Origin of the sequence: Lederbergia citrisecunda (genome assembly GCF_018343695.1) — a bacterium.
In the GTDB taxonomy this organism is placed as follows: Bacteria; Bacillota; Bacilli; order Bacillales; family Bacillaceae_C; genus Lederbergia; species Lederbergia citrisecunda.
On sequence record NZ_JAGYPJ010000004.1, the window covers coordinates 1 to 5,803 of the forward strand.

Annotated in this window: 7 protein-coding genes and 1 riboswitch; of the genes, 5 read left to right on the top strand and 2 right to left on the bottom strand. The window is 34.4% G+C overall.

The features are described from left to right. Positions 1 to 80: 80 nt before the first annotated feature. Both KHA93_RS22985 and KHA93_RS22990 read left to right on the top strand, forming a co-directional pair. Positions 81 to 581 carry a sigma-70 family RNA polymerase sigma factor gene (locus tag KHA93_RS22985; RefSeq protein ID WP_432806360.1) on the top strand — a complete coding sequence of 167 codons (501 nt, stop codon included), beginning with the start codon at positions 81 to 83 and terminating at the stop codon, positions 579 to 581. A 93-nt stretch (positions 582 to 674) separates the two neighbouring features. Continuing rightward, the gene (locus KHA93_RS22990) at positions 675 to 1,517 is read left to right on the top strand and encodes a DUF4179 domain-containing protein (protein WP_213113260.1); all 843 of its coding nucleotides are present in this window, start codon (positions 675 to 677) and stop codon (positions 1,515 to 1,517) included. A 180-nt stretch (positions 1,518 to 1,697) separates the two neighbouring features. Here the strand turns inward: KHA93_RS22990 and KHA93_RS22995 are convergent, their stop codons facing one another. Next, a complete protein-coding gene (locus KHA93_RS22995) occupies positions 1,698 to 3,389 on the bottom strand; it encodes a methyl-accepting chemotaxis protein (protein ID WP_213113261.1) in 1,692 nt (563 codons plus the stop codon). Between the two features lie 34 nt (positions 3,390 to 3,423). Further along, complete coding sequence (locus KHA93_RS23000; RefSeq protein WP_213113262.1) at positions 3,424 to 3,888, bottom strand: chemotaxis protein CheW; 465 nt, start codon at positions 3,886 to 3,888, stop codon at positions 3,424 to 3,426. A gap of 93 nt (positions 3,889 to 3,981) precedes the next feature. After that, a riboswitch (cyclic di-GMP riboswitch) is annotated at positions 3,982 to 4,068 on the bottom strand. A gap of 351 nt (positions 4,069 to 4,419) precedes the next feature. On the opposite strand from KHA93_RS23000, the gene KHA93_RS23005 reads away from it, so the two are divergent. Genes KHA93_RS23005 through KHA93_RS23015 form a run of 3 tightly spaced genes read left to right on the top strand, consistent with a single transcriptional unit; the run spans position 4,420 to position 5,667 of the window. Beyond that, on the top strand, positions 4,420 to 4,875 hold the full coding sequence (locus KHA93_RS23005; protein WP_213113263.1) for a GNAT family N-acetyltransferase: 456 nt from the start codon (positions 4,420 to 4,422) through the stop codon (positions 4,873 to 4,875). 30 nt (positions 4,876 to 4,905) lie between these two features. Then, positions 4,906 to 5,238, top strand: a complete 333-nt coding sequence (locus KHA93_RS23010; protein ID WP_233711651.1) for a DUF4440 domain-containing protein — start codon at positions 4,906 to 4,908, stop codon at positions 5,236 to 5,238. A gap of 48 nt (positions 5,239 to 5,286) precedes the next feature. Next, positions 5,287 to 5,667 carry a VOC family protein gene (locus KHA93_RS23015; protein WP_213113264.1) on the top strand — a complete coding sequence of 127 codons (381 nt, stop codon included), beginning with the start codon at positions 5,287 to 5,289 and terminating at the stop codon, positions 5,665 to 5,667. The last annotated feature ends 136 nt before the right edge of the window (positions 5,668 to 5,803 follow it).

Genomic DNA, 5,803 nt, shown 5'->3' on the forward strand with positions numbered 1-5,803 from the left:
TTCTTTCTCTGAAAAGTGTTTTTTTGTCATTTTATTGTTCTCCGATTCCCCATTTTGTTCATTATACAAAAAAGTACCCTATAGGGCAGACCTTTTTTAGTGTCTACTCTATAGGGTACAGTTTATTATATAGAACTGCCTTTTTATATGTAGGGAATAAAGAAGATGCTTTAGATGTTGTCCAAGAAACAGTGTATAAAGCCTATAAATCGATTGGTAGTTTGAAAAACCCGGAATACTTCAGTACCTGGATTATTAAAATATTGATTCGAACTGCATATCGGATACTAGAAAAGAATAGGAAGTTAACCACGATTGATTATGAGACTTTAGTCAATTTGCAGGATCACAAAGTAATTGAAATTCATCAGAACATCGACCTCGCTGATGCACTAAATATTTTAAATGAAAATGATAAAACGGCTATTATTTTATTCTATTATCATGATTTACCCATACATAAGATTGCAACAATGATGGATAAACCTGAAGGGACAGTAAAGTCCTACCTTCGACGTGCCAAGATTGAATTGAAAAAGATTTTGGAAGGAGACAATCATTATGAACAAAATATGGTTTAATGTAAAAACAGAAGATATTGAAGTACCTGTGGATGAACTATTTTCGGCAATCGATAAAGGTATTGAAAAAGGAAGAAATATAAAAAGAAAACAATGAAGGCCGTATCAATTGCTTCAATGGCAGCTTCTTTGATATTAGTTTCAGGCTTCATATTTTCTCCAATAACAAAAGTATTGGCAAGTGTTCCAGTAATAGGATCCATTTATGAATCTCTTCATTTCAAAATGGGGAAAAATCTTGAAGCGAAAAATTTAGTAACAGAAGTAGATCAAACAGTTTCAGACAACGGTGTGAATGTTACGATAACGAGTGTTTATTATGATGGGGTTTATATTGGAATTACCTTTAAAGCTAATGGAGAAGGTTTGAAAAGCTTTGATAGCAAAGATCTATATATGGATTATGATTTCTATCTATATGAAACAGACGGAATGAAGTATAACTGGACCGGGAGTGGTGAGCTTCTACAAAAGGTTGATGGTTATTACGTGTCTGCCATTGAGGTACAATATCCGGATAAACAGCTTCCGAAAGATTTTACCTTTCCGATTACTTTCACAAATATGGGAGGTGTAGACGGTACATGGCAATTTGATATTCCGGTTACCCACCTTCCGTTAAATACATTCACGATTGAAAACAACACGTCTCAAGATGAAAAGTATTCCTTTACATTGGAATCAGTAGTTCTTGGTGAAACGAATATACGATTGGATTATACAACAAGTATTCCAATGGACTTTTTAAACTTTAAAATTGTGGATGATAAAGGAAATGAATTAGCAGAAGATACTCATCGAACTCATGGTTCTGAATCGGCTGTATATGAAACAGGAATAGGTGATACAAAATATTTAGTGATCTGCCCTATAAATAGAATAGAAGGAGTAGATACAGAGTTAGAGCCGCTAAAGGTTGATGTGCAGGATAAGTAAGGATAGAGAACAATGTTGTTGGTTTTCTACTAATATCTTTCATCACCATGCGCTGATGTTAAGAAACAATTTACTGAAGGAAATCCTTCTCGACTTTAGGGAGGGGAGAATTCACTGTCTAAGGTAAGAGAATAAGAAACAGCTCGCAACAACACGAGCTGTTTCTTTTATATTTATCAATCAAACTCTGAACTTAGTAACTTGCAACTGTAAATCCTCGGCCATTTTAGATAAAGCGCCTGCTGATGAGGCAATTTCCTCCATTGATGCCATCTGTTCTTCTGAAGCAGAAGCGACATTTTGGGTATTGCTAGCTGAAACTTGAGCAATATGAGCAATTTCTTCGATAGAAGCGTTAATTTCTTCAGCACTTGCAGACATTTCCTCTGATACAGCTGAGGCTTCTTGAATTTGTGCTGTAACCTGTTCTATTAACTGAAGTATCTTTTTAAAACCTTCTTCTGCCTCACGAACTACATTTACGCCCTCTACGACTTCATGGGTTCCTTTATCCATTACTTCCACTGCATGGGAAGTATCTTTTTGGATTTTTTGGATTAATTCTGCTATTTGATCGGCTGAAATCTTAGATTGTTCAGCTAGTTTTCGCACTTCATCAGCTACCACAGCAAATCCTCGACCATGTTCACCTGCGCGTGCTGATTCAATAGCTGCATTGAGGGCTAATAAATTGGTTTGATCAGCGATAGATGTGATTACTTCAATAATTTTCCCAATTTCCTCCGAATGTTCTCCTAAACTTTTGACGACAGAAGCTGAATCATCTACAACTTCATGAATTGTATTCATTTGATGGATAACTCTTTGAAGGGAACGGTTTCCATTATTTGCTTCTTTACTTGTTTCTGTCGCTAATTCGGATACAGAGGATGTTGTCTCTGCAACTTGTTGAATGCCAACAGCCATCTCTTTCATAGCTTGAGAGCTTTCAATAGCTCCCTGTCCTTGTGTCTCTGCTCCACTCGCAATTTCTTGAATAGATGTTGTGATTTGAGTAGTTGCTTCCGTAGTTTGTTCAGCACTTGCAGTTAGTTCTTCTGCTGAAGCTGCTACTTGTGTAGAACTTAATCCTACCTGTTCAATTAAATGTTTGAGATTTCTAGCCATTTGGTTAAATGAATGCGCTAATTCTCCAATTTCATCTTTATTTTTCACGTGAATTTCATCCACTGTAAGATCACCGTCGGAAATCTTAGTGGCATTATATGCTATCGCCTCTACTGGTTTTGAAATAAGTCGACCCATGATTAAAGCTGTTAGAACACCAAGTAAGATCGCAATAACACCTAGGACTAATATCTGTATTTTGGTATCATTCACCTTTTGGGAGTTTTCCTTATTTCCTATATCCAACAAATTATTTTGGTTGGCAGATAATTTTTCTACTTGTTCATCGAATCTCTTTACAATATCTCGACCTTGAGATGATACAAGAGCTGTATATTCATCTGTTTTATTTTGCTTTTTTAGCTCGAAAACATGATCAGTAAATTCCTTATACTCACTTTTAACTTGATTGATTTCCTCCATCATTTTTTGATGTTCTGGGTTTGTGAATCTTTTCAATAAATTCTCGTATTTCTGTAGATATTCTTCATGTGCATGTGTATAGTCTTGTAATGCTTGTTCATCACCGACAATTAAATACCCACGCATGCTAATGATCTCCTGCTTTGTAGCAACCTGTAAATCTTTAACATCTATCGATTTTTGTGCTCTATCTGAGAGTAAACGACTATAGTTGTTATCAACTGTACTAATTTGATAGTAGCTGACCCCTACCATTATAATTAAAATGAAGATAACAACTGCAAAGCCTCCTAATAGCTTTCTATTTATGGTCCATTTCATAGAATTATCCTCCAACTTTTATTTTTACGACTCATTAAATTGATTGCTTCAATGTATCTAATTCATCAGTGCCTAATGGAGTATTAAACAAAAGATTATTAATATCAATTAGGGTTATTAGTCGTTTATCCATCTTTGCTATTCCGAGCAAATATGACTTACTAATTCCATCCATAAATATTTGCTGAATGGAATCATTTGGAATATCCAACACGTCCGTAGCTTCATCAACAAGTAGTCCTACTGTTTTGCCATTAATATCTACTAGAATAATCTGTGTATCTTCATTCTTATGTATGCTTTCATCTAGTAATAAATCTCCTAGGTCGTAAAGTGGGATAACAATCCCTCTAATCTCTGTAATTCCTTTTATGCTTTCAGAAATTCCTGGTACCTCGACAATATGCTGTAATCTTTCGATAGAAATAACTTGATTGACAGGCAAACCATATTCCTTATTTTTTAATTTAAAAATAACTGTTCGTACATTCTTTTTCATTAAACATACCCTCCTTTCTAATTGATAGATAAAAAAAGCAACCAAACATAACGTTAAAATAGCCGAAAAGGATGGTTGATTGAATTTATTGTTTTCGGTAACTGGCTGGCATAGTTTTATTTAACGATAGCCCCTATAGCTTTGCGTCCACAACTTTCGAAGTGTTTGCCTTTATCTAACATTATTTAGTTGTGATTATCATGACTATTGACCTACTACATTATAAGAAATCACACAATCATTAACAATGAAATTGTCGAAATTTATCGAAATTTGGTAGTTTATGCTGAGAAACATTAATTATAATGGAGAAATATGGAGTTCTTCTTTCAATTTAATAGGAATAAATAATGAGATTGAATTATTCAGTAATTAGAACCTTCATGAGCAATAGAAATAAGCCTTATGTACTGTATAGAAAACAACCTTACATACAATAAAATCAGATTGCCTTTTTCTTTGAAGGTGGAAAAGATGCTTGGATGATAAATGGTATAATTGACTAGATTCCAATTTGTGGAGGAGTAATCATTGAGTGAAAATATAATAATTCGAACAGCAACAAACGAAGATGTACATGCATTATACATGCTTATGAGACAGTATATTGTTGATTTCTATCATCAACCTGAACCGAAAGAATCTGACTTAAAGAGTTTGATTCAGCACCTATTAGATAATCCCTCTAGTGGGCTTCAGTTTGTGGCTGAAGAAAATGAAAAAATAATAGGTTTTGCTACTTTGTACTTTACGTTTAGTACATTAAAAGTAAAAAGGCAGGCAATTTTGAATGATTTATTTGTCGTTCCTCAGGAGAGAGGGAAAAAAGTTGGGGAAAAACTATTCGAAACATGTTTAAATTATATTCGGAAAAATGATTTTTCATCTATGACTTGGGAAACGGCAAAAGATAATCTCGTAGCCCAATCTTTATATACCAAAATGGGCGGTAAACAATCAGAATGGTTATGTTATGAGATTAATTAGGATAGCATGCTGAATTTAGGGGATAATGGCATGAAAATAGAAAAAGTATTGGATGAATATTTTGAGGCTTGGAATAAGGGATTTATCAGTAAAAGTGGAGACGAAATCAGGGATTTTATGTCTAAACAGTTTGTTGGATATTGGGCACATTCCGGTGTCGTTCAACCAGACCCTTATTATTACGGTTATGATCTCAACGGTGTGTTAAAGCAAATGGATCAAGCTGAAAAAAGTTTTGAAGCGGTATCTATCACTGAACGTAAAAACGGAGAGGAATGTTTAGTTTTAGGGAAAGAAACAAATGTAATTAATGGAGTGCCTTATACCGCCCAATGTATGTTTGTTTGGAGAAAAAGAAAATAATGAGTGGAAACTATTAAGAGAATATATCGAATTGGAGAGGTGACGAACATGTCAAAAGCTACACCATTTTTAATGTTCCAAGGTAATGCGGAAGAAGCAATAAATTTTTATATATCTATTTTTGAGGATTCGGAAATTACAAGTTTAAATCGTGGAGGTCCAGAAGGGAGCATCATGCAAGCCACTTTTTCCATAAAAGGCCAAGAATTCAAGTGTAATGATAGTAGTATAAAACATAATTTTACGTTTACTCCTTCCTTTTCAATCTTTATAACTTGCGATTCTGAAAATGAACTCGACGAACTTTATGAAAAATTGTCCGAGGGTGGCGCCGTGTTAATGACTCTGGGTGAGTATGGATTTAGCAAGAAGTTTGGATGGATAAATGATAAATTTGGTGTTTCGTGGCAACTGAATCTTCCATTTTAAATATTGGACAAAAAGAGGCTGGGACATAACTAGCTTCAATTAACGAAAAAAGCGAAATTGAGCGTACTTAATTTCGCTTTTTTCTATTTTCTATATTAATGCTTATTCATTCTTAGTTGTTGGCTGCGAATTTTCG